General features: G+C 58.7%; 19 protein-coding genes. 11 read left to right on the forward strand and 8 right to left on the reverse strand.

Annotation, left to right across the window (positions count from 1 at the left end; translation table 11 throughout):
- Positions 1–238 precede the first annotated feature (238 nt).
- Entirely contained in the window at positions 239–1,585 is a 1,347-nt protein-coding gene (pcaK, locus tag AC3WTM_RS19625; protein ID WP_102672186.1) for a 4-hydroxybenzoate transporter PcaK, read from the reverse strand.
- 123 nt (positions 1,586–1,708) lie between these two features.
- Positions 1,709–2,551: a pca regulon transcriptional regulator PcaR gene (gene pcaR, locus AC3WTM_RS19630; RefSeq protein WP_057716093.1), complete on the reverse strand. Its 843-nt coding sequence runs from the start codon at positions 2,549–2,551 to the stop codon at positions 1,709–1,711.
- Between the two features lie 689 nt (positions 2,552–3,240).
- Here pcaR and AC3WTM_RS19635 point away from each other — a divergent pair.
- Both AC3WTM_RS19635 and AC3WTM_RS19640 read left to right on the forward strand, forming a co-directional pair.
- The gene (locus AC3WTM_RS19635) at positions 3,241–3,441 is read left to right on the forward strand and encodes a hypothetical protein (RefSeq protein WP_007986337.1); all 201 of its coding nucleotides are present in this window, start codon (positions 3,241–3,243) and stop codon (positions 3,439–3,441) included.
- A gap of 376 nt (positions 3,442–3,817) precedes the next feature.
- The gene (locus AC3WTM_RS19640; protein ID WP_102672187.1) at positions 3,818–5,293 is read left to right on the forward strand and encodes an inorganic phosphate transporter; all 1,476 of its coding nucleotides are present in this window, start codon (positions 3,818–3,820) and stop codon (positions 5,291–5,293) included.
- Positions 5,294–5,529: 236 nt separating this feature from the next.
- Here AC3WTM_RS19640 and ccoM read toward each other — a convergent pair whose 3' ends face one another.
- From ccoM to AC3WTM_RS19655, 3 genes are all read right to left on the reverse strand, one after another.
- Positions 5,530–5,640, reverse strand: a complete 111-nt coding sequence (ccoM, locus tag AC3WTM_RS19645; RefSeq protein ID WP_007976669.1) for a cytochrome c oxidase subunit CcoM — start codon at positions 5,638–5,640, stop codon at positions 5,530–5,532.
- A 143-nt stretch (positions 5,641–5,783) separates the two neighbouring features.
- Positions 5,784–5,945 (reverse strand): hypothetical protein, encoded by a 162-nt coding sequence (locus AC3WTM_RS19650; RefSeq protein WP_008016476.1) that lies wholly within the window; start codon positions 5,943–5,945, stop codon positions 5,784–5,786.
- Positions 5,946–6,044: 99 nt separating this feature from the next.
- Positions 6,045–6,386, reverse strand: coding sequence for a hypothetical protein (locus tag AC3WTM_RS19655; RefSeq protein WP_057716095.1), 342 nt, complete (start codon positions 6,384–6,386; stop codon positions 6,045–6,047).
- 217 nt (positions 6,387–6,603) lie between these two features.
- Here AC3WTM_RS19655 and rapA point away from each other — a divergent pair, with 217 nt between their 5' ends.
- The gene (gene rapA, locus AC3WTM_RS19660) at positions 6,604–9,450 is read left to right on the forward strand and encodes an RNA polymerase-associated protein RapA (protein WP_102672188.1); all 2,847 of its coding nucleotides are present in this window, start codon (positions 6,604–6,606) and stop codon (positions 9,448–9,450) included.
- A 115-nt stretch (positions 9,451–9,565) separates the two neighbouring features.
- Here rapA and AC3WTM_RS19665 read toward each other — a convergent pair whose 3' ends face one another.
- Positions 9,566–10,915 (reverse strand): spinster family MFS transporter, encoded by a 1,350-nt coding sequence (locus AC3WTM_RS19665; RefSeq protein ID WP_102672189.1) that lies wholly within the window; start codon positions 10,913–10,915, stop codon positions 9,566–9,568.
- Between the two features lie 267 nt (positions 10,916–11,182).
- Between AC3WTM_RS19665 and AC3WTM_RS19670 the strand changes: the two genes are divergently transcribed.
- Complete coding sequence (locus tag AC3WTM_RS19670) at positions 11,183–11,548, forward strand: YkgJ family cysteine cluster protein (protein WP_102672190.1); 366 nt, start codon at positions 11,183–11,185, stop codon at positions 11,546–11,548.
- A 147-nt stretch (positions 11,549–11,695) separates the two neighbouring features.
- Complete coding sequence (locus AC3WTM_RS19675; RefSeq protein WP_306283497.1) at positions 11,696–13,912, forward strand: putative bifunctional diguanylate cyclase/phosphodiesterase; 2,217 nt, start codon at positions 11,696–11,698, stop codon at positions 13,910–13,912.
- On the opposite strand, the gene AC3WTM_RS19680 is transcribed toward AC3WTM_RS19675, so the two are convergent.
- Entirely contained in the window at positions 13,869–14,765 is an 897-nt protein-coding gene (locus AC3WTM_RS19680) for an NAD(P)-dependent oxidoreductase (RefSeq protein WP_102672192.1), read from the reverse strand. The genes AC3WTM_RS19675 and AC3WTM_RS19680 overlap by 44 nt on opposite strands.
- Before the next feature lie 196 nt (positions 14,766–14,961).
- Here AC3WTM_RS19680 and AC3WTM_RS19685 point away from each other — a divergent pair, with 196 nt between their 5' ends.
- On the forward strand, positions 14,962–17,157 hold the full coding sequence (locus AC3WTM_RS19685; RefSeq protein WP_057716101.1) for a hypothetical protein: 2,196 nt from the start codon (positions 14,962–14,964) through the stop codon (positions 17,155–17,157).
- A gap of 295 nt (positions 17,158–17,452) precedes the next feature.
- On the opposite strand, the gene AC3WTM_RS19690 is transcribed toward AC3WTM_RS19685, so the two are convergent.
- On the reverse strand, positions 17,453–17,758 hold the full coding sequence (locus AC3WTM_RS19690) for a DUF2288 domain-containing protein (RefSeq protein ID WP_008052913.1): 306 nt from the start codon (positions 17,756–17,758) through the stop codon (positions 17,453–17,455).
- A gap of 350 nt (positions 17,759–18,108) precedes the next feature.
- On the opposite strand from AC3WTM_RS19690, the gene AC3WTM_RS19695 reads away from it, so the two are divergent.
- The 5 genes from AC3WTM_RS19695 (at position 18,109) to AC3WTM_RS19715 (ending at position 23,112) form a co-directional block, all read left to right on the forward strand.
- Positions 18,109–19,236, forward strand: a complete 1,128-nt coding sequence (locus AC3WTM_RS19695; protein ID WP_046816661.1) for a branched-chain amino acid ABC transporter substrate-binding protein — start codon at positions 18,109–18,111, stop codon at positions 19,234–19,236.
- A 233-nt stretch (positions 19,237–19,469) separates the two neighbouring features.
- Positions 19,470–20,393, forward strand: a complete 924-nt coding sequence (gene livH / locus AC3WTM_RS19700; protein WP_007947264.1) for a high-affinity branched-chain amino acid ABC transporter permease LivH — start codon at positions 19,470–19,472, stop codon at positions 20,391–20,393.
- Positions 20,390–21,646 (forward strand): high-affinity branched-chain amino acid ABC transporter permease LivM, encoded by a 1,257-nt coding sequence (locus AC3WTM_RS19705; RefSeq protein ID WP_102672193.1) that lies wholly within the window; start codon positions 20,390–20,392, stop codon positions 21,644–21,646. The genes livH and AC3WTM_RS19705 overlap by 4 nt, the downstream gene beginning before the upstream one ends.
- Positions 21,643–22,410, forward strand: a complete 768-nt coding sequence (livG, locus tag AC3WTM_RS19710) for a high-affinity branched-chain amino acid ABC transporter ATP-binding protein LivG (protein ID WP_057716103.1) — start codon at positions 21,643–21,645, stop codon at positions 22,408–22,410. Before AC3WTM_RS19705 ends, livG begins: the two co-directional genes overlap by 4 nt.
- Positions 22,411–23,112 (forward strand): ABC transporter ATP-binding protein, encoded by a 702-nt coding sequence (locus AC3WTM_RS19715; protein WP_102672194.1) that lies wholly within the window; start codon positions 22,411–22,413, stop codon positions 23,110–23,112.
- The last annotated feature ends 111 nt before the right edge of the window (positions 23,113–23,223 follow it).

Here is a 23,223-nt window from a genome sequence, read left to right on the forward strand (position 1 = left end):
AGTGGAAGAAGGCGCCGATGCGCAGCGCCGGAATGACTGAAGGTTAAGCTTCTGAAAAAGGCCAAACAATCCGATAATCGACTGAGCGTTCGATTATCGAACACATTGTTGTCTGGCTACCTATCCCCAAATGCATCGCGAGCAGGGCTGTCTCCCACAGAGGATTGCGATCAACTGTAGGAGCGAGCCCTGCTCGCGAAGAGGCCATCTACATCACAGGAGATTCTGGATCAGACTGTCAGGTCGCATCCGCATGACTGACCATGCCCTTGATCACCACCGCCGTCGTCGCCAGTGCCGCCGGAATCACCAGTGCCGTCAGCACTTGCTCGAAGTTCCAGCCCAACCCCAGCAGCGTCGCGCCCATCCACGCCCCGAGGATGGCGCCGAAGCGGCCGATCCCGAGCATCCACGACACGCCGGTGGCCCGCCCTTGAGTCGGATAAAACCGTGCAGCCAGTGACGGCATTGCCGATTGCGCACCGTTGACACACATCCCGGCCACCAGCACCAGTGTCGCCAACAGCGCAATGTTGCCCAGGCTCTGCCCTACCGCGTAGGCAAACACCCCGGCCAGCAGGTAGAAAGTGCCGATGACCTTGTGCGGATTGAACCGGTCCATTGCCCAGCCCACGCCCACCGCACTCAACACACCACCAAACTGGAACAGCGCGCCAATGAAGGCGGCCTGCTCCATGCTCGCGCCACTGTCACGCATCAGCGTCGGCAGCCAACTGGTCAGCAGGTAAACGATCACCAGGCCCATGAAGTAGGTCAGCCACAACAGCAAGGTGCCGGCGCTATAGGTGCCGGAGAAGATCACCGCGAACACATTGCGCGCCTTCACGGTTTTCTGTTCCGGCACGCTGAAACTGGACGCCTGGGCCACCACTGCCGGGTCAATCGGCGCCAGTGCCTTGCGTACTTTGTCCGTACCGCGGTTGCGCACCACCAAGTAACGCGCCGACTCCGGCAGCCAGAACAGCAAAACGACAGCGAGGATCAGCGGCAGCACTCCGCCGATCAGCAGCAGGCTGTGCCAGCCAAAGGCTGGAATGAGTTTGGCCGAGATAAATCCGCCGCCAGCCATGCCGAGGTTGAAGCCGCAGAACATGCTGGTCACCAGCAGGGACTTTTTGCGCTCCGGGGTGTATTCCGACAGCAGGGTCGTGGCGTTCGGCATGCCGGCGCCCAGACCCAGGCCGGTCAGGAAGCGTAACACCAGTAGTTGATCGACATTGGTGCTGTAGGCGGAGGCCAGACTGAAAGCACCGAACAATAGCACCGCGCCGACCAGTACGACTTTTCGCCCGAAGCGGTCAGCCAGAGGGCCGGAGCCCAGTGCGCCGAAGACCATGCCGATCAACGCCGCACTCATCACCGGGCCGAGACTGGCTCGGTCGATACCCCAGTCCTGGGACAGGGCCGGGGCGATGAAGCCCATGGCCGCGGTGTCGAGGCCATCGAGGAAGACAATCAGGAAACACAGAATCACCACGCGCCACTGGTAGCGCGAAATGGGTTGGGCATTGATGAAGGACTGCACGTCGAGGCAGCTACCTACAGCAGACTGAGGCTGGTTCATTATTTTTATTCCCCGGATCGCGGTCGAACGATGCCAGCAGATGCTGACGAAGCCGCGACAGTAATGATCCGGAGGAAACAGCGTCAATTCGATTAACGCGACTCTGTGCGTTTATCGAACAGCTTAGGCAAACAACTGGGCGCTGAGGTCGCGGCTGGCGCTCAACAAACCGGGCAGGAAACGCTGTTCCAGTTCATTGCGGCTGACTCGCCCGGCGTGAGTGCTGACATTGAGGGCCGCGACTACCTGCCCGGAAGCGTCGTACACCGGGACGGCAATCGAACGCAGCCCTTGCTCGAGTTCCTGGTCGACGATGCACCAGCCTTGCTGTCGCACCTCTTGCAGACATTCGAGCAACGCCTCGGGGGTGTGGATCGTGCGGCTGGTCTTGGCTTGCAGTTCGGCGTGGTCGAGGTATTCGCCCAGCGAGGTGTCATCCAGCGCGGCCAGCAGGATCCGCCCCATCGAGGTGCAATAGGCCGGCAAGCGCCCGCCCACCGACAGGTCCACCGAAATCAGCCGCTGGGTGGTCGCAGAGCGCGCGATGTACAGAATGTCATCACCCTCCAGCGTGGCCATGTTGCAGGCCTCGTGCAGTTGCTCGCTCATGCGGTCCAGATAAGGCTGGGCGGAAACCGCCAGCGGCGTAGATGACACATAGGCATGGCCGAGGGTCAGCACTTTGGGCAGCAACGAATAGGTGCGGCCGTCGGTGGTGGCGTAGCCGAGCTTGATCAGGGTGTGCAGGCAACGGCGCACGGCGGCACGGGGAATTTCCGTACGGTGGCTGATCTGGGCGATGGTCAGGTGCCGTTTGCGCTCCTGGAACGCTTGTACCACGGCCAGGCCGCGGGCCAGGGACGTCATGAAATCCGGGTCGCCGGTCAGTGCCTGAATCCGTTTGGCAGGTGAGGCAACGATGGGAGGAGCCACTGAAGCGAAGGAATTGCGCATTTGATCGTTCATAAAAGGTCCTTTTACCCATTCGGATCAGCGACTATTACAAAGGGCGGGTGCTTGGCGCTCAAGCCCGGCCCGCCAACTCCGTGCGATTATCGAACGCTCGATCGATAATCGCAATCAGTCGTGTAAATCCCCACCTGCGCTGATGTCCGGTTTTCGCTGACTTACGCCCCATGTTTACGCTGACTCGACACAGGACTTAATGGGCCAATCCAATTACCGTAACTTACCTGATTTAATGGCGTCAGAAAGGCATCGCAGCAATGCGGTATCCGTCGACGTTCTAGTTAATCGCAAAGCTTCGAGCAACAAAACGGTCACACACCAAGATTCACTTTTAACTCTTTGGAGATAGTGTTCTTCAAATCGGCCGCTATAATAGAATTCAGTAGCGCTTCGGTTTTTTACTTACCGAACCCGCTGCCCGGCCAGGCGATGTTCCATCGCCGTTGCCCGTTGCAAGCGCCAGATCCGCATTGCACAGCCTTGCCATCGCGCTTGCCGAAACAGGAAACTGAAGCTACGTCAGCTGTTTATCTCTGGTGCCGTGGCCGCCTGTGACATGGAAGTATTGATCATGTTGTTGCCAAAAACGATGCCTTGACGGGCATTGCCCACTCGACGAACGTGATCAAACGATTTGATGCAGCGCGTTTTCACCAGAATTTATCCCAACTCAATCAGGTAGCACTGTGACGAAAGACGAACTGCGCGCGGAACTAGAGCGCCAGGAACAACGTTACAAGGAAGTTTACGGCGGAGAAGTCACCACTTACGCCGCTCAACCCGAACCGGAACGCAAACCCTGGCGTAAACGCGCCACCGTTCAGGATCAGGTTTTCCAGCAAGAACTTCAAAAAATGGAAAAGGAACTCAAAGCCGAAGAGCCGTGACCGCTTCGGCCTGATCCTTACAAGGGCCTGCCTCTGCACCCGTTAAAAGCGGGATGTATTGATGTTGCCTTTCGCGCCCGCTACGAGCGGGCAGCGGCCATTAGCGTCGTCGAATCAGGCAGATTTCTGGTATCTGACCTATTTCTCAGATTTTTCTCACAACCGTTCAAGCCCTTCTTACCGGGCTGTGAAGGTTTTGTGACGGTCTATTTTTTCAATTAAATCAATGACTTAAAAAACACAGCAAAATCGTGGGTTTTCAGGTCTTGCGGTAAAAAAATTCGTTGAAGAATGTTACCGATGAGCAGCTAGTGCATTGATTAGCAGTCTTTTCTGGCATAATCGCGCCCCCTTATGACCGGGTCAGAAAACCTTCATGATCGATTTATTCAGCGGACTGGATGCTTGGGTGCTTGTGAGCCTCTTGCTCGCCCTGGCCTTTGTCCTCGCCTTCGAGTTCATCAACGGCTTTCATGACACCGCTAACGCGGTGGCGACCGTTATCTACACCAAAGCCATGCCGCCTCACCTGGCGGTGTTCTTCTCCGGTGTGTTCAACTTCCTCGGCGTGCTGCTGGGCGGGGTCGGCGTGGCGTATGCCATCGTCCACCTGCTGCCGGTAGAACTGCTGATCAATGTGAACACCGGTCACGGGCTGGCCATGGTTTTCTCGTTGCTCGCCGCAGCCATCACCTGGAACCTGGGCACCTGGTACTTCGGTATCCCCGCCTCCAGCTCCCACACGCTGATCGGTTCGATCCTCGGCGTGGGCCTGGCCAACGCCCTGATCAACGAAATTCCGTTGGCCGACGGGGTGAACTGGCAAAAAGCGATCGATATCGGCATGTCGCTGGTATTCTCGCCAATGGCAGGCTTCCTGATCGCCGCGCTGGTCCTGATCGGTCTTAAATGGTGGCGTCCGCTGTCGAAGATGCACAAGACGCCGGAACAGCGCCGCAAGATCGATGACAAGAAACACCCGCCGTTCTGGAATCGCCTGGTACTTGTGATCTCGGCCATGGCCGTGAGTTTCGTTCACGGTTCCAACGATGGCCAGAAAGGTATAGGCCTGATCATGCTGGTCCTGATCGGTATCGTGCCGGCCCAGTTCGTCCTCGACCTGAACAGCACGACCTACCAGATCGAACGGACTCGCGACGCTACGTTGCACCTGAGCCAGTTCTACCAGCGCAATTCCGAAACCCTGGGCGAGTTCCTGGCCCTTGGCAAGAGCCTGAATGGCGATCTGCCGGAGAAATTCCGTTGCAACCCGCAACAGACCGAACCGACCATCACCGCCCTGCTCGGCACCCTCAAGGGTGTAGCCGACTACCATTCGCTGTCGGCGGAAAGCCGCATCGAAGTACGTCGTTACCTGCTCTGCCTGGATGACACCGCGAAGAAAGTCAGCAAATTGCCAACGCTCGGGGCGCGTGAAAAGGCTGACCTGGATAAATTGCGCAAGGACCTGACCACCACCACCGAATACGCTCCGTTCTGGGTGATCCTGGCGGTTGCACTGGCCTTGGGCCTGGGCACCATGGTCGGCTGGAAACGCGTGGTACTGACCATTGGCGAGAAAATCGGCAAGCAAGGCATGACCTACTCCCAAGGCATGTCGGCGCAGATCACCACCGCCAGCCTGATTGGCATGGCAAACATCTTCAGCCTGCCGGTTTCCACCACCCACGTGCTGTCCTCGGGCGTGGCGGGCACCATGGTCGCCAACAAGAGCGGCCTGCAAAGTGGCACCGTCAGAACCATCCTGCTGGCCTGGGTATTGACCCTGCCAGCCACCGTGGCCCTGTCGGCCGGGTTGTTCTGGCTGGCCTCGAAGGCACTGGGTAGCTGATACACAGCCAAACCAGAAAAGGCGCGTTCCGCAAGGAACGCGCCTTTTTTATTGCCGATGTCCGCAAGGACAACGCGTACATTCAGTCAGCCCGCGTCATCGTTGGCGTCCATCGCGAGCAGAGCTCGCTCCTACAAGGTTACGTGTTTATCGATAGTTTTTCGCAGGCAAAAAAAAGGGCAACCGAAGTTGCCCAAAATGCCTTGCGTGCTCATTACATCCAGAAAGAACGACGGTTATTTCCGCTTGTGCGAATCCTTCCAGATAAAAAGTCCGAACCCTGCAAAAAATACAAACATGAGGCTGACAGTCAGCACTCCGGCGATCACCACGTTGTCGAAAAACATGACGCGTCTCCTGTACCTGCCCTGTTGCGATAGGGCTAAGTTAACCAAACGGGCAGGAGAGAATATTGACCGGGATCAATGTCGCCCGAGACTGGGCAAGAGGAAGGGAGAAGTTTGACCCGCATCAATGAATGCGGGGGATTTCAGCGCTTTTTCGGTTTGTTTTTCGGCTTTTTTTTGGCCTTGCCCAATGGCATGGCCTGCTCGAACGCCTGGCGAACTTCATTGAGCCGCTTGTCATTGAGGTCATGAACACGCTTGGCGCGCTCGGCATTGAGGTCAATCAGTTTGTCGTCTTGGCTCATGGCAGTCAGTGCATCGCTTGAAATGAGTTTAAGCCGCCGTAGCGTTCGGCAACCCTGCGCCAATAATGCGGCCTGACGGCCGTGCTGACCAGCCTGCGCTCAAATCTCGATATCGACCCACAACCCTTGCCGCGGCTGATCTTCCATCAGCGGCGCCACCGGCACGGTGTTGTCGGCATTGAGTTCATCCCCGGGAATCGCCAGGTGAGCCTGCGGGTCATTATCAGCTTCGTGGCGACGTCGTTCCTGCTCCTGCCTGCGGCGCTGTTCCTCGCGCAGCACCAGTCCGTCCTCCTCAGGATTGCGCTTTTGCAGGTCGATCGTGCTTTCACTGGAGCTTTCCTGCACCGGCACCACCGGAGGAATATCCGGACGCTGACGGATCGGGTCGGTCTGTGAAGTGATCGGCACGGCACTCAAGGGGAGCATCGGTGGCAGCATGGTTTTCAGTCTCCTGTCAGCAGGCTGTCGGCTGCGGGGATGGCGACTTGAGCCATCGGTCGCAAACTGTGACTCATTTGGCACTCATAAGTGCACCGGGCGGCGCGTCATGCACAGGTGGGCTAACGTATGACTGTGAGTTTTTCTGAGAGTCCTTTGGCCCTGAAGCCCTCATTCCGTTAAGATAGCCGGCTTTTTCAGGTGGGAGTCAGGCAGCATGGCGCAGCAGTATCAACCGGGGCAACGCTGGATCAGTGACAGCGAAGCCGAGCTGGGTTTAGGCACCGTTCTGGCACAGGACGGCCGCTTGTTGACCGTGCTCTATCCGGCCACTGGCGACACTCGCCAGTACGCGCTAAGGAATGCGCCCCTCACCCGTGTGCGGTTTTCGCCCGGTGACTCCATCACTCACTTCGAAGGCTGGAAGCTGACCGTTCGCGAAGTCGACGACGTCGATGGCCTGCTGGTTTACCACGGCCTCAACGGGCAGAACGAAGTGGTCACCCTGCCGGAAACCCAACTGTCGAACTTCATCCAGTTCCGCCTGGCCAGCGACCGTCTGTTCGCCGGTCAGATCGACCCGCTGGCCTGGTTCTCCCTGCGTTACCACACACTGGAACACACCAGTCGCCAGTTGCAGTCCTCCCTTTGGGGCCTGGGTGGCGTGCGTGCGCAACCGATCGCGCACCAATTGCACATTGCCCGCGAAGTCGCCGACCGTATCGCGCCGCGGGTTCTGCTGGCCGACGAAGTGGGCCTGGGCAAAACCATCGAAGCCGGCCTGGTGATCCATCGCCAATTGCTCTCAGGCCGCGCCAACCGCGTGCTGATCCTGGTTCCGGAAAACCTGCAGCACCAGTGGCTGGTCGAGATGCGCCGCCGCTTTAACCTGCAGGTCGCGCTGTTCGACGAAGAACGCTTCATCGAAAGCGATGCCAGCAATCCCTTCGAAGACACCCAGCTCGCACTGGTCGCGCTTGAGTGGTTGGTGGACGACGAGAAAGCCCAGGACGCGCTGTTCGCGGCGGGCTGGGACTTGCTGGTAGTCGACGAGGCTCACCACCTGGTGTGGCACGAAGATCAGGTCAGCCCTGAGTATTCCCTGGTCGAGCAACTCGCCGAGACCATTCCCGGTGTGCTGCTATTGACCGCCACCCCGGAACAACTGGGCCAGGACAGCCACTTCGCTCGTCTGCGTCTGCTCGACCCGAACCGTTTCCACGACCTGCAAGCCTTCCGCGCCGAGAGCGAAAACTATCGCCCGGTGGCTGAAGCCGTTCAGGAGTTGCTGGACAAGGGACGCCTGTCGCCGCAAGCCCACAAGACCATCCACGGCTTCCTCGGCAACGAAGGCGAAGCCCTGCTGGCCGCCGTCAACGATGGCGACACTGAAGCCAGCGCGCGTCTGGTGCGTGAATTGCTCGACCGCCACGGCACCGGCCGCGTGCTGTTCCGCAACACCCGCGCTGCCGTGCAGGGTTTCCCGGAGCGCAAGCTGCACCCGTACCCGCTGCCGTGCCCGGACGAATACCTCGAACTGCCATTGGGCGATCACGCCGAGCTGTACCCGGAAGTCAGCTTCCAGGCCCAACCGGACGCCAGCGAAGAAGAACGCTGGTGGAAATTCGACCCGCGCGTTGAATGGCTGATCGATCAACTGAAGATGCTCAAGCGCACCAAAGTGCTGGTGATCTGCGCCCACGCCGAAACCGCCATGGACCTGGAAGACGCCCTGCGCGTGCGCTCCGGGATCCCGGCCACGGTGTTCCACGAAGGCATGAACATCCTCGAGCGTGACCGCGCCGCCGCCTACTTCGCCGACGAAGAATTTGGCGCGCAGGTGCTGATTTGCTCGGAAATCGGCAGTGAAGGTCGCAACTTCCAGTTCTCCCATCACCTGGTGCTGTTCGACCTGCCGTCCCACCCGGACCTGCTGGAACAACGCATCGGTCGACTGGACCGGATCGGTCAGAAGCACATCATCGAACTGCACGTGCCGTACCTGGAAACCAGCCCGCAACAGCGCCTGTTCCAGTGGTACCACGAAGCGCTGAATGCGTTCCTCAACACCTGCCCGACCGGCAACGCCTTGCAGCACCAGTTCGGCCCGCGCCTGCTGCCGCTGCTCGAAGAAGCCGACGATGGTGAGTGGCAAGCGCTGATCGATGAAGCCCGCACCGAGCGTGAACGTCTGGAAGCCGAGTTGCACACCGGCCGCGACCGGTTGCTGGAGCTCAACTCCGGTGGCGCTGGCGAAGGTGATGCACTGGTTGAAGACATCCTCGAACAGGACGATCAGTTCGCCCTGCCGATCTACATGGAAACCCTGTTCGACGCCTTCGGCATCGACAGCGAAGACCATTCGGAAAACGCGCTGATCCTCAAGCCGAGCGAAAAAATGCTCGATGCCAGCTTCCCGCTGGGCGACGACGAAGGCGTGACCATCACCTACGACCGTAACCAGGCGCTGTCTCGCGAAGACATGCAGTTCATCACCTGGGAGCACCCAATGGTTCAGGGCGGCATGGACCTGGTGCTGTCCGGCTCCATGGGCAACACTGCCGTGGCACTGATCAAGAACAAGGCGCTGAAACCTGGCACCGTGCTGCTCGAACTGCTCTATGTCAGCGAAGTGGTTGCCCCGCGCTCGCTGCAACTGGGGCGCTACCTGCCACCGGCCGCCCTGCGTTGCCTGCTCGATACCAACGGCAACGACCTGTCGGCACGCGTGTCGTTCGAAACATTGAACGACCAGCTCGAAAGCGTGCCGCGTGCCAGCGCCAACAAGTTCATCCAGGCCCAGCGTGACCAACTGACGCCACGGATCAACGCCGGTGAAGCGAAGATTCTGCCGCGCCACACTGAACGTGTCGCCGAGGCGCAACGTCGTCTGGCCGCCGATACCGACGAAGAACTGGCGCGCCTGACCGCCTTGCAAGCGGTCAATCCGACCGTGCGCGACAGCGAACTGGTGGCCCTGCGCAAACAACGCGAGCAAGGCCTGGCCATGCTCGACAAGGCTGCGCTGCGACTGGAAGCGATTCGGGTGTTGGTGGCGGGTTAACAACCCTCCTCCACCGCTATAAAAAGAAGGCCCGCAGCGATGCGGGCCTTTTTTGTTTGCTTCAAACTCAGTAGTGCTGCTGATGGCCTCATCGCGAGCAAGCTCGCGATAGCGGTTAAGCAGTCACCGCAGAACTATCAGGCTCAACCACCGCCACCAACCCGTCCTTCATCCGCTTGGCGTCCCTCACAAAACACCGCGAAGCCAGGAACAGAAATACCACGGTGAGCAACAACGCCACCGGTATCAGGTACATCGCGTCATGCAGGCCGACTGCTTTAAACGCTTCAGTCATTTGCTCCGCGCCCGCCGCAAGCATCGCCGAGTGGGCGAAGTGATCCGACAAGGCCCCGACCACCACCGGCCCCAGGCCACCGCCCAACAGGTACAGCCCGGCAAAGAACAGCGCCATCGCCGTTGCCCGCAACCGCGGCTCGACCACATCCTGAATCGCCGTGTACACGCAGGTGTAAAAGTTGTAGGCGAACAGCCAGCCCATACTGAATACCGCGACAAACACACCGATCTCGATTCGCCCGGAATGCAGCGCCCACGCGGTGCAGACCGTCGAAATTACCAGGCTGAAGGCAGCAAACAAGAGCCGCCCGTTGGCGATGCGCTGGTGAATCTTGTCCGCGATCCAACCACCGAGGGTCAGGCCGACCAGCCCGGTCACACCGACAATAACCCCGGTCGCCACTGCGGCATCCTGCAACGGCATGAGGAAGTAGCGTTGCAGCATCGGCACCAGAAACGAGTTACAAGCATAGGTGGCGAAGTTGAAACACAGGCCGGCCATCACCAGCCACAGGAAGGTTGGCACTGCCAATACTCGACGGATCGGCCGATCGATTTCTTCCTGCGAAACCTGAACGCTCTCGGCAGCGCCGCGCTTCGGTTCCTTGATGAAAAACATGAAAATCGCCAGGATCAGCCCGGGCACCGCCGCGATAAAGAACGGTGCGCGCCAGCTATCGAAGGCCTTGACCATCGCGCCAATGGTGAAGAACGCCAACAACAGCCCCAAGGGCAGCCCCAGCATGAAGATCCCCATGGCCCGCGCCCGACGGTGCGCCGGAAACAAGTCGCCGATCAGCGAGTTGGCGGCTGGCGCGTAACTGGCCTCGCCGATGCCGATGCCCATGCGAACGATCAGGAAGCTCCAGAAACTGCCCACCATGCCGTTGACGGCGGTCAACCCGCTCCATGCCGCCAGCCCCCAGCCCATCAGCTTGCTGCGCGAGCCGGTATCGGCCATGCGCCCCAGCGGCAAGCCGGCAATGGCGTAGACGATGGTGAATGCCGTCCCGATGATCCCCAACTGGAAATCACTGAGGTGCCATTCCATGCGAATGGGCTCGATGATGATAGCCGGGATGGTGCGGTCGAAAAAATTGAACAGATTGGCCAGGAACAACAGGAACAGAATGCGCCAGGCATTGGCCGCTTGGGTCGAGTTCTGCATGGGTCCGTCTCTTTTATTGTTTTTGGGGCGTCACTGTCCCCGGACTTTGCAATCTAGTCAGGCCGGCCGCGCCTGTCTTTCATTATTCGCCAGGCTGATATCAACCCATGGGACGCAACCTGTAGGAGCCTTCGTGGAACGGGTATTTCGCAGTCCGTCCGAACGATGAAAAATACCTTTCAGCCCCCCTTCCCAAGCCGTTGGCGAAGCCTAGAATAGCGGCCTTGTTTCCCCCCTGTGTCTCCACTCCTCCTTAGATAATCGCCCATGTCCGAAGCCAGTCCGTGTCTGAATTGCGGTGCCTGCTGTTCTCATTTTCGCGTGTCATTTTTCTGGGGGGAATGCGCCTCGTCCGGGGGGACGGTGCCCGATGAGCTTGTCGAGCAGATCAGCCCCAGTCGGGTCGCGATGCTCGGAACCGGCTGCAAACCCGTGCGCTGTACCAGCCTGGTCGGAGACGTGGGCAGTACAGTGCAGTGCTCCATTTACGAAAAACGCTCCAGCACCTGTCGGGAGTTCGACGCTTCGTGGGTCGATGGCCTGGCAAATCCCGATTGCGACGCGGCCCGTGCAGCTTTCGGCTTGCCCGCCCTGCAACCCGCGTTCGAGACGCCTGAGAAGCAAATCGCCTGAGTCATAGCACTAATCGCTATTAGGCTAATATCAAAAAAATTGGCATCAATGTGCCACTACCGCTTGTGCTCCATCCACGCCCTCTATACTCCACGACATTCGCCGACGCTCCTTGCGCCGACCTGAAGCTTAACGATGGGGAATGCTATGGAGTGGCTTGGTTTGCATTTCATCACCGAGCTACCAGAGACTGGGCAGGTCGTACTTAATTGCACACATGACCCGTTTCTGGTGCTACTGGCTTATCTGGTCGCCTGTGTCGGCGGTTTCGCGACACTGGACATGGCCGAACGGGTTGCTCACGCTGAAAAATCCGCGTCCCAAACGCTCTGGCGCTGGGTGGGCAGCGGATGCCTGGCCGGCGGCATCTGGGCCATGCATTTCGTCGGGATGCTGGCATTCCAGGCGCCTATCGATCTTCACTACCAACTGCCTGTCACGGTGTTCTCGCTAACCATCGCGCTGTTCGCCGCATGGTTGGCGATGCATACCCTCAGCCTTCCTGAACTGAGTTTTCGACAGTGCCTCACGTCATCGGTCGGCATCGGCCTGGGTATCGCGACCATGCATTACGTGGGCATGACAGCCATGCATTCCAATGCCTCGGTCTATTACCATCCGGGCCTGTTCGCCCTTTCCATCGCGATCGCGATCGGTGCCGCGCTGGCCGCCTTGTTGCTGGCATGGTATCTGCGCGATGGTGCAGGCATGCTGCATCAGCTTTTCAAATTCGGCGCCAGCCTGGTGCTCGGGGCAGGCATCCTTGGTATGCACCTCACTGCCATGGCCGCCTTCAACATGGTGATGCCCAGCGACAGCCTGCCAGCGCAAACCGGCGAACACCGCCATCTGCAACTGGCGCTGACTGTGACAGTCATCACCCTGCTGATCATAGGCAGCAGCATCAGCGCGGCACTGGCGGACAAGAAGCTGCAACACAAGGACCACGACCTGCAACGGGTCAACTCACTGCTAAGCCAACTTGACCAGGCGCGTATGTCACTGCAACAGCTGGCGCACTACGATGCGCTGACCAGCCTGATCAACCGCCGCGGGTTCAACCAGGTCTTCGCTGAAAAACTCATCGAGAAAACCAACAAAGGCGGGATGCTGGCGGTCATGTTCCTGGACATCGACCATTTCAAGCGGATCAACGACAGCCTTGGCCACGATGCCGGTGACGAACTGCTCAAAGTGCTTGCCGGGCACATCAAGAGCTCTGTTCGCAGTCATGAGGATGTGGTCGCTCGCTTCGGCGGCGACGAGTTCTGCCTGCTCATCGATCTGCGTGATCGTGACGAAGCGCGGCAGATGGCCCAACGCATCATGCTGAAAATGAAGGAACCCATCGAGTTGGCCGGCAAGCGCATGGTCATGACCACCAGCATCGGCATCAGCCTGTTTCCGGAAGACGGCAAGACCTGCGAGGAACTGTTGAAAAACGCCGATCTGGCGCTGTATCAGTCCAAGGGCGGCGGCCGGAACGGGCTGAGTTTTTTCAGTGCCGACCTGAAAACCCGAGCCACACTCGAACTGCAACTGGAAGAAGAGTTGCGCCACGCTCTGCGTGAAGACATCGGCCTGATGCTTTATTATCAGCCGATCTATGACCTCAAAACCGGTCAGGTGAGCAAGCTCGAAGCCTTGATCCGCTGGCAACACCCGGTCCACGGTTTCCTCGTACCGGATCGTTTTATCGCCATCGCCGAAACCAATGGCCTGATCGCCGAGCTGGACAACTGGGTACTGCGCAAGGCCTGCGAGGATCTGGGCGAGTTGTCGCGCCAAGGCTGTGAAGACCTGAAGATCGCCGTGAACTGCTCGCCCCTGAACCTGGCGCGCGAAGAACTGGCCGATGAAATCGAGTACGCATTGCGGGCCTCCGGTGTGGAGCCCCACCGTCTGGAACTGGAGGTCACCGAAAACGCCTTGATGGGCAATATCGCCGACACCCTGGTGCTGCTGCGCCAGATACGCGCCCTTGGCGTTTCGCTGTCGATCGATGACTTCGGCACCGGCTATTCATCCCTGGCCTACCTCAAGCGCTTGCCGCTCAACACGCTGAAAATCGACCGCTCGTTCATCCAGGACATTCCCAAGGCGACCCAGGATATGGAAATCGTCCAGGCGATTATCGTCATGGCCCATACCCTGCACCTGCAAGTGGTCACCGAAGGGGTCGAAACCTTCGAGCAATACCAGTTCCTGGAAGACCATGGCTGTGACTTCGTTCAGGGCTATCTGCTGAGTCGGCCGGTGCCACTGGCCGAACTGCATCCGGTGCTGAACGAAATCAACCAGCGCAAGCACGCCTACACCGTCACGACGCTGAGCCTGGTTCACGGTACAACTGCACTAATGTAGACGGGTCCTTTTCAAGAAACCCCTGACTCCCATGCAGGCGCATCAACTGCGCGGCCAGACCGCTGATCGGTGTCGCCGAGCCTTGTTCACGGGAAAACTTCACTGCTGTATCCAAATCCTTGAGTAACGTCCGTACGTGCCACTTGACTGGCTCGAATCGATTTTGCGCCATCTGCGGAGCCAGGATCTGCAAGGGTTTCGAATCGGCAAAGCCGCCGGCCAGCGCTTCGGCGATCAGGCAGACATCAACCCCGGAACGCTCCGCCAACGCGACCACTTCGGCAATCACCAATGCATTGCAGGCGACGATCATCTGATTGCACACCTTGGTCACCTGCCCTGCCCCGACGCCGCCCATATGCGTCACACGCTGCCCCAGGCTCAACAGGACAGGCCGGACCCGCTCCAGATCCTGTAGTTCACCGCCGACCATGATCGCCAGGCTTCCAGCCTCGGCACCAACCACGCCACCGGACACCGGCGTATCGAGCCAGCTCATGCCGGTTTTAGCGGCAAGTTCTGCGGCCATTTCCCGCGTAGCATTGGGCTCCAGGCTGGAGAAATCCACCAGCAGTTGGCCTTCTTTGGCGCCCTCCACAACACCTGCCGGACCAAACACCACCTCGCGTACAACCGAGGTATCCGCCAGGCACAGCATCACCACGTCAGCGTGCTGGCACAGCTCAGCCGGGCTGGCGACCTGGCGCGCGCCGGCCTCCACCAGCGGCTTGCACTTATCCGTGTTGCGATTCCATACCGCCAACGGATAACCCGCGGCCAGCAGGCGCCGGCACATCGGCAGCCCCATCAGGCCGATCCCGGCAAACCCAAGCGAAGGTAGCGTTGACATCATTTTGCCTCTTCTTGATTAAAGATCACCGAATATTGGCCGATTCATCATGACTCAGGAAAGGATTCACTCCGAGCAATGCTCAGGCTAAAGACCAAGGCATGGTCCAAGTACGCGCTGAAAAAAGACGCGATTGTATTCCGTGACGGTTCGACGACAGTGAGTCGGCCAACCAATCAGCCCAGGTAGATGGCGAACTATGACTTCTAAAAACAACCCTGCCACTGCGGTAACCGATCTGACGTTGAGCCCCGCGGCCAACAGCCCGTCATCACCTAAGCCATTGATTCAATCGCGTCCGTTGGCGACCCAGCAATACCTGTACTTCACCGAAACCAACACCGACCGCATCCTCGACAACCTCGACGGCCTGCGCGACATGGTGTTCCCGCGCGCACCGCACCTGGAAGGCGACAGCGAACAGCACAGCGATCAGGAATTCCCGTCGGTGTGCCTGATCGGCCTGGGCCGCTGTGGCTCGAACATTGCGCTGGACGTGGCGGAACTGGTGTACAACGCCCGCAAGTTCTACCTCAATGAATTCAATAACGAAGATCGCCTGTCGCCGGACAAGCGCTTTGCCGAAAAGGGTTACAGCCCGGCCCAGTGGATCCGCAACAACCTGCGCCTGGGCCAGAACAAAAACACCAAGCCGGTGTTCCTGGTCGAGCCGCTGGTAATGCTCGGCGACCTGGACAAGGACATCGCCGGGCGCATCCGTTTCTCGCGCAAGGGTGAAAAAAGCGGCTTTCTGCGCGACTACAGCAAGATGAAGATCATGGACCTGTCGGAAGTCCACGCCGGTGGCGCCGGTAACGCGCCGATCCTCGGCCAGTACCTGGCCAAGATCATCCTGAACAAGGACACCCAGCGCTTCTCCAGCCCCGACTGGAAAATGATTCACTCGTACCTGATCGACAGCTGCGGCATCAAGGCCAACCAGTCGCGCCTGTATTTCTCGATCTTCAGTGCCGGCGGCGGTACCGGCTCGGGCATGGCCTCGGAGTTCGGCCTGGCGCAGCAGCACTCGTACATGAACAAGACGTTCGACACCAAGCCGATGGACGAGCACGACAGCAAGAGCGGCCACTCCTTCGTCTTCGAACCGATTTTCACCAGCGGCATCTGTGTACTGCCGAACATTTCAGATCACCGCAGTGAGATGTCCGAGGCGCTGCACATCAACGCCGGTCGCCTGTTGTGCAAATACCTGTCGGAAGAGTGGGACTTCTCCTACAACTTCGCCAACGAAGACAGCAGCGAAGCCAGCGTCATGGGCCGCATTCGCCCATGGAACGCGATGATGCTGATCTCCAACGACATCATGCGTTACGCCGAAGAGAACGATGACGGCAATATCCAGAACATTGATGTCAATGCCATGGAAAAGCATGCCAACCAATACATCTCGCAGCAAATCTTCAACATTCTGACGGCCCAGGCGGTGACCACCGACTACGACCAGAACTATTTCCGTCGTGCTGGCATCGACATCGGCGAAACCATCCGCCTGGACGCCAACGACCTGTTCATGAGCCTGGCCGGCCCGGTGGCGATTGCCTATGCAGAGTCCGTGGTGCCGGAAACCCCGGCGCCGAGCAGCGACAAATTCAAGGTGTTCGAGAAAGAGCCGCAACGCCTGAACATCGACGACCTGTTCTTTCGCTCGATCGACCTGCCGCACTTCAACAAGGTCACCCAGGCCATCGAGGGCATCAGCCTGTTGCCGATCGAGTCCAAGCGCTATCGCGCGTCACTCGAGCAATACAAGAACTCGGGTTACGACGCGGCGGCCCTGCATGACCTGCACTTTTTCAAGAATTGCTCGTCGGTGGTATCGATCGTTTCGTTGCCGAAGGACTACAAGCTGTCCTACATGGATTTGAACCGGTTGAAGACTCATCTCAACAGCCTGTTCCCCAACACCACGCTCAAGCGCTACGCGCTGGTGATCGGTGCTTCGGCCAACCTGTCGCTGACCACCCTGATCGCCAAGAGCCCGTGCCTGTCGGACGATTTCCTGACGCTGATCGTGGCCTTCATCAAACGCTGCTTCGCGAAAAACCCATACCGCTTCGACGAGACCCTGGACAACTCGATCCTGGACTTCATCATCAACGAACAGTTCGATGAAGACCGGATTGACGAACTACTCAACGAATTCGAGAACCCGGCGAAGATCCTCGATACCAACTGGTACGCGATCAAGCCGATGTACGAGAAGAAGTACCGTGAGCTGATCAACGACAAGGACAAGTTCGTCTCGATCAACGACATCCGTCTGTCCCGGGATTGCGTGAAGAAATCGATCAAGTACCTGCGCGAGATCTACCGTCACCGCATCGGCAAGACCAAGGTTATTTCGTTGAATAACCATACGGGTAAGACGGCTTAACAAGACGCGAAAACTCACCGCCCCTATCGCGAGCAAGCTCGCTCCCACAGTTGACCGCGTTCTGTCTGGAAGAATGCGATCCCTGTGGGAGCGAGCTTGCTCGCGATGGCGGCCTTGAATTACTGCAAATCAACATCCAGAAACAATTGAGCAGACGTTCAGTTGCCCTTCCAACTGTTCCCGTTACGTTTACGTCACCGTGAGGCTGTGGCCTTTCTCTACGGCAACATGCCATCACGCTACTCGGCTACACACTTTTCCCTCAGAAATGAACGCACCAATAAGGTGCGACCTTTTAAGCCTGCGCCCTTTCCTGGATCAGAATCCACGGTGAAACAACCACGGCCCACAGCTGTGGATCACGTTCAAAAAGATCCAGCGCCCGCGTTTCAGACAGCTTGCCGAGCTTGTCGGCGGCCAGCCAGGCAGCCACTTTCTCCCCTTCATCCTGGGCCACGGCCTCGGCGGCGGCGATCAGATCCAGGCCAGGATCGACCCACAATAGGGCACCCTTGGCGAAGAACGGCTCCAGCTCTTTCCAGGTAATAGATGCGGTTTCACCAAGCAGCTTGGCATAGAGGGTGCTAGGTTCTTGATTCATGGGACTGTCCGGAAAAGAAATCGACGCGAATGATAACGTCGGTGGACGGGCAGAAAAACCCGGATGCAATTGAGTGACCGAAATGAAAAGCGCAGGAAAGCCAGGGAATGCACTGAATACGGCTATAAGCCCCTCAACACCCCGCCGCAATTCTGTCTTTTACTTTCAATAAAGCGACACTTGCAGGTTTTGTCCCCCGGCGCTGCCTTCCCAGGCTGACAATCGGCGCTCTACACTGTACCGGTACAGTTGCCGAGGGACTTTTCCGGGGAATGTCGCAGATATCTGACCCGGTTCTGCTGCTTTCGGCGCCAGGACTATAAAAACTACAACAGTAAGAGTGGAGCACTATGACTAAGGCTACTAAGCAGATTTCCAAACTGTTTGCCGCTATGGTTCTGGCCGGGGTTGCCAGCCATTCGTTCGCAGCTGACACCATCAAGATCGGCATCGCCGGCCCTAAGACCGGCCCTGTAGCCCAATACGGCGACATGCAGTTCAGTGGCGCCAAAATGGCCATCGAGCAAATCAACGCCAAGGGCGGCGTGGACGGCAAGAAACTCGAAGCCGTTGAATACGATGACGCGTGTGATCCGAAACAAGCTGTGGCAGTCGCGAACAAGGTCGTCAACGACGGTGTCAAGTTCGTAGTCGGTCACCTGTGCTCCAGCTCCACTCAACCGGCTTCGGACATCTACGAAGACGAAGGCGTGATCATGATCACCCCGGCTGCCACCAGCCCGGACATCACCGCCCGTGGTTACAAAATGGTGTTCCGCACCATCGGTCTGGACAGCGCCCAGGGCCCTGCCGCCGGTAACTACATTGCCGACTTCGTAAAACCGAAAATCGTTGCTGTTCTGCACGACAAACAGCAATACGGTGAAGGCATCGCCTCTGCCGTGAAGAAAACCCTGGAAGGCAAAGGCGTCAAGGTTGCCGTGTTCGAAGGCGTCAACGCCGGCGACAAAGACTTCTCCTCGATGATCGCCAAGCTCAAGCAAGCCAACGTCGACTTCGTCTACTACGGCGGCTACCACCCGGAGCTGGGCCTGATCCTGCGTCAGTCTGCGGAAAAAGGCCTGAAAGCCAAGTTCATGGGTCCGGAAGGCGTGGGTAACGACTCCATTTCGCAGATCGCCAAGGACGCTTCCGAAGGCCTGCTGGTGACCCTGCCGAAATCCTTCGACCAGGATCCGGCCAACGTTGCCCTGGCTGATGCGTTCAAAGCCAAGAAAGAAGACCCAAGCGGTCCGTTCGTGTTCCCGGCCTACTCGGCTGTGACCGTGATCGCCGACGGCATCAAGGCTGCCAAGTCCGAAGACTCCGCCAAAGTGGCTGAAGCCATCCACGCCGGCACCTTCAAGACGCCTACCGGCGACCTGAGCTTCGACGAGAAAGGCGACCTGAAAGACTTCAAATTCGTGGTTTACGAGTGGCACTTCGGCAAACCAAAAACTGAAGCCAAGCCTCAGTAAGGCGTTGCCAGACTGACTGCCAATAAAGCCCACGGCGTGCCGTGGGCTTTGTTTTACGAACGTATCTGGGCCGCGCTGGCGTGATCCGCCAGTCTCCCCACCTGAAAATCTCAAAACCGTCATCAGCGGTTCGCTGGCAAACCCCGAATTCGAAGTGGATGCAGATCCACGGGGCTCGGGCGGGAAAATGACTCCACCAGTGAAATGCGTATCAGGTTTTTAGGAGCGCTGTAATGCCTGACATCTATCACTTCTTCCAACAGCTGGTTAATGGCCTGACCATTGGCAGCACGTATGCCCTGATCGCCATCGGCTATACGATGGTCTACGGCATCATTGGAATGATCAACTTCGCCCACGGCGAGGTGTACATGATCGGCTCCTACGTGGCGTTCATCGCCATCGCCGGGCTGGCCATGCTGGGACTCGACAGCGTGCCGCTGTTGATGACCGCCGCTTTTCTCGCAACCATCGTTGTAACCAGTGCCTACGGCTACAGCATCGAACGGATCGCCTACCGCCCCTTGCGCGGCAGCAACCGTCTGATCCCGCTGATCTCCGCCATCGGCATGTCGATCTTCCTGCAGAACACGGTTCTGCTGGCGCAAGACTCCAAGGACAAATCCATCCCCAACCTGATTCCGGGCAACTTTGCCTTTGGGCCAGGTGGCGCACATGAAGTGCTGATTTCCTACATGCAAATCGTAGTGTTCGTGGTGACTCTCGTCGCCATGCTCGGCCTGACCCTGTTCATCTCCCGCTCTCGCCTGGGCCGCGCCTGCCGTGCCTGCGCCGAAGACATCAAGATGGCCAACCTGCTGGGTATCAACACCAACAACATCATCGCCCTGACCTTCGTCATCGGTGCGGCTCTGGCAGCCATCGCCGCCGTGCTGTTGAGCATGCAATACGGCGTGATCAACCCGAACGCCGGGTTCCTCGTCGGCCTCAAGGCCTTCACCGCCGCGGTACTGGGCGGTATCGGCAGTATTCCGGGCGCCATGCTCGGCGGGCTGGTACTGGGTGTGGCGGAAGCCTTTGGTGCCGATATCTTCGGCGACCAGTACAAGGACGTCGTGGCGTTCGGCCTGCTGGTTCTCGTGCTGTTGTTCCGGCCAACCGGCCTGCTGGGCCGTCCGGAGGTTGAGAAGGTATGACTAGGAATCTTAAACAGGCGCTGTTCAGCGCTTTGCTGGTGTGGGCCGTGGCCTACCCGGTACTCGGTCTGAAGCTGACCATCGTCGGCATCAACCTCGAAGTTCATGGCACCAGCGACGCCACCCTGATCACCATCGCGGTGTGCTCGGTGCTGATGTTCCTGCGTGTGCTGTTCGACCAGCAGATCAGCTCGGCCTGGCGCTCTTCGCCGAGCATGCCGTTGATCCCGGCCAAGGCCAGCAACTTCCTGACCCTGCCGACCACACAGCGCTGGATCATCATCGCGCTGATCGCCGGTGCCCTGGTATGGCCGTTCTTCGGCTCTCGCGGTGCGGTCGATATCGCCACGCTGGTGCTGATCTACGTAATGCTCGGCCTCGGCCTGAACATCGTGGTCGGCCTGGCCGGTCTGCTCGACCTCGGTTACGTCGGTTTCTATGCCGTCGGCGCCTACAGTTATGCTCTGCTGTCGCATTACTACGGCCTGAGTTTCTGGATCTGCCTGCCGATCGCCGGGATGATGGCGGCCACTTTCGGCTTCCTGCTCGGTTTCCCGGTACTGCGTCTGCGTGGCGACTACCTGGCGATCGTGACCCTGGGCTTCGGTGAGATCATTCGTCTGTTCCTGCGTAACCTGACCGATATCACTGGTGGTCCGAACGGCATCAGCAACATCGAGAAGCCAACGTTCTTCGGTCTGACCTTCGAACGTAAAGCCGCGGAAGGCCTGCAAACCTTCCACGAGTATTTCGGCCTGCAATACAACTCGATCAACAAGGTGATCTTCCTTTACCTGGTTGCCCTGTTCCTGGCACTGGCTGCGCTGTTTGTCATCAACCGTTTGCTGCGCATGCCGTTGGGCCGCGCCTGGGAAGCGTTGCGTGAAGACGAAATCGCCTGCCGTGCCCTGGGCTTGAACCCGACCGTCATCAAACTGTCAGCCTTCACCCTGGGTGCGAGCTTCGCCGGTTTCGCCGGTAGCTTCTTCGCTGCCCGTCAGGGTCTGGTGACGCCAGAGTCCTTCACCTTCATCGAGTCGGCGATCATCCTCGCCATCGTGGTGCTGGGTGGCATGGGCTCGCAGCTGGGTGTGATCCTCGCTGCAGTGGTGATGATCCTGCTGCCGGAAATGATGCGTGAGTTCAGTGAGTACCGCATGTTGATGTTCGGTGCCTTGATGGTACTGATGATGATCTGGCGCCCTCAGGGTCTGCTGCCCATGCAACGTCCTCACATGGAGCTGCGCAAATGAGCCGCGAGATCCTTAAAGTAGAAAACCTGAGCATGCGCTTCGGCGGCTTGCTGGCGGTCAACGGCGTAGCCTTGAGCGTGAAAGAGAAACAAGTGGTTGCGCTGATCGGCCCCAACGGCGCCGGCAAGACCACCGTGTTCAACTGCCTGACCGGCTTCTACAAGCCGAGCGGCGGCAGCATCCTGCTCGACGGCGAAGCGATCGAAGGCCTGCCCGGCCACAAGATTGCCCTCAAAGGCGTGGTGCGCACCTTCCAGAACGTGCGGTTGTTCAAGGACATGACGGCGGTCGAGAACCTCTTGATCGCCCAGCATCGTCACCTGAACACCAACTTCCTGTCCGGCCTGTTCAAGACCCCGTCGTTTCGCAAAAGCGAGCGCGAGGCCATGGATTTCGCCGAATTCTGGCTGGAAAAGGTCAATCTCAAGGAGTTCGCCAACCGTCCGGCCGGCACTTTGGCCTACGGTCAGCAACGTCGTCTGGAAATCGCCCGTTGCATGATGACCCGCCCGCGGATCCTCATGCTCGACGAACCGGCTGCCGGCCTGAACCCGAAGGAAACCGAGGACCTCAAGGCGCTGATCAGCATGCTGCGTGAAGAGCACAACGTCACCGTGCTGCTGATCGAACACGACATGAAGCTGGTCATGAGCATTTCCGATCACATTGTCGTGATCAACCAGGGCACGCCCCTGGCCAACGGTACGCCGGAACAGATCCGCGACAATCCTGAAGTGATCAAAGCCTACCTGGGGGAAGCGTAAATGCTGCAGTTCGAAAACGTTTCCACCTTCTACGGCAAGATCCAGGCCCTGCACAACGTCAACGTCGAAGTCCGCCAAGGCGAGATCGTGACCCTGATCGGTGCCAACGGTGCTGGCAAGTCCACGCTGCTGATGACGCTTTGCGGTTCGCCGCGCGCCCACAGCGGTAGCATCCGCTACATGGGTGAGGAACTGGTCGGCCAGGACTCTTCGCAGATCATGCGCAAGAGCATCGCTGTCGTGCCGGAAGGTCGTCGGGTATTTTCCCGCCTGACCGTTGAAGAAAACCTGTCCATGGGTGGTTTCTTCACCGCCAAGGGCGACTATCAGGAACAGATGGACAAGGTTCTCGGACTTTTCCCACGCCTGAAAGAACGCTTCAACCAGCGCGGCGGCACCATGTCCGGCGGCGAACAGCAAATGCTCGCCATCGGCCGTGCACTGATGAGCAAGCCCAAGCTGTTGCTGCTCGATGAGCCATCGCTGGGTCTGGCACCGATCATCATCCAGCAGATCTTCGACATCATCGAACAGCTGCGCAAGGACGGCGTGACAGTGTTCCTGGTCGAGCAGAACGCCAACCAGGCGCTGAAGATCGCTGACCGAGCCTACGTTCTGGAGAACGGCCGAGTGGTGATGACAGGCACCGGTGAAGCGTTGCTGACCGACCCGAAAGTGCGAGACGCGTACCTCGGTGGCTAATCCTTTGCGGTAAATGAAAAACGGCCTTCGCGGGTAATGCCGATCAGTTAAGCCCTCTCGCTTGACCTTTGGCCGCAAGAAATCAAAATCCGATGCCTGTACTGGCATCGG

The organism is Pseudomonas sp. EU05-FHT14B02, assembly GCF_058791055.1.